This window comes from Candidatus Hodgkinia cicadicola (genome assembly GCF_002774925.1).
This window is the reverse complement of sequence record NZ_NXGO01000068.1, coordinates 1-969: the sequence shown is the minus strand read 5'-3', so window position 1 is coordinate 969 and position 969 is coordinate 1. Positions and strand designations below refer to the sequence as shown.

The following is a 969-nucleotide window of genomic DNA, read 5'->3' as shown; positions in this document are numbered from 1 at the left end:
ATGTTATTAAAGATATGTTATCAAAACCTTCATGTACATAATTTAAAGAATTTTGGAATGGTCTAAAAATACGGATTGAATACTATGTAATATGCGTCAATTACAATTTTTCGAGCAATGTTGGCAGTAGTGTTGTTGTTTAACGATATGAAACAGTTTGTTATAAGTGAATTGTGTATTTATCACCCTTTAAATCTTTTAATAATGGCAGCAATTAAAGTGTTAAATCCCAAAGCTGAACTTGCTAGAGCGTCACAGGCTTTGGCTGTTAACATTTCTGGCGCTACAGGTATTCAAGATGTAATGAAATCGAATCTAGGTCCAAAAGGAACTATGAAAATGTTAGTGTCGGGAAGTGGCGACATAAAAATAACAAAAGATGGCAATGTGCTGTTACACGAAATGCAGATTACTCACCCAACAGCATCGCTTATAGCTCGAGCGTCAACCGCCATAGATTGCACAACTGGAGATGGTACAACATCCACAGTACTTATTATCGGAGAGCTTTTGAAACAAGCCGAAAGGTATATATCAGAGGGTGTTCACCCACGTATAATTACTGAGGGGTTTCAAAAATCGAAGTCAATTGCCCTAGAAGTGTTGAATGATATGAAAATCCCCGTTAATGAAAGTATTTTACTTGATATAGCTAGGACAAGTTTACAAACTAAAGTTCATTACAAATTGGCAGACATTTTAGCCAATGTATGTGTCAATGCTGTTGCTGCCACACAGCAGCCTGGATTAGACATTGATTTGCATATGATTGAAATAATGGAAATGCAACATAAAACAGCTAGTGAAACAGTCCTTGTACGTGGTTTAGTTTTGGATCATGGAGCTCGACATCCAGATATGCCAAAAAAAGTAACAAATGCATACATTTTAACTTGCAATGTTAGTTTTGAATACGAAAAAAGTGAAGTAAATTCTGGTTTCTTTTACAAAACAGCAGAACAGCGTGAA

Annotated in this window: 1 protein-coding gene; it reads left to right on the top strand. The window is 35.7% G+C overall.

The features are described from left to right. Positions 1-117: 117 nt before the first annotated feature. Positions 118-969: TCP-1/cpn60 chaperonin family protein (locus tag MAGTDC_RS02750; RefSeq protein ID WP_278046956.1), on the top strand; the 852-nt coding region annotated here is incomplete at its 3' end.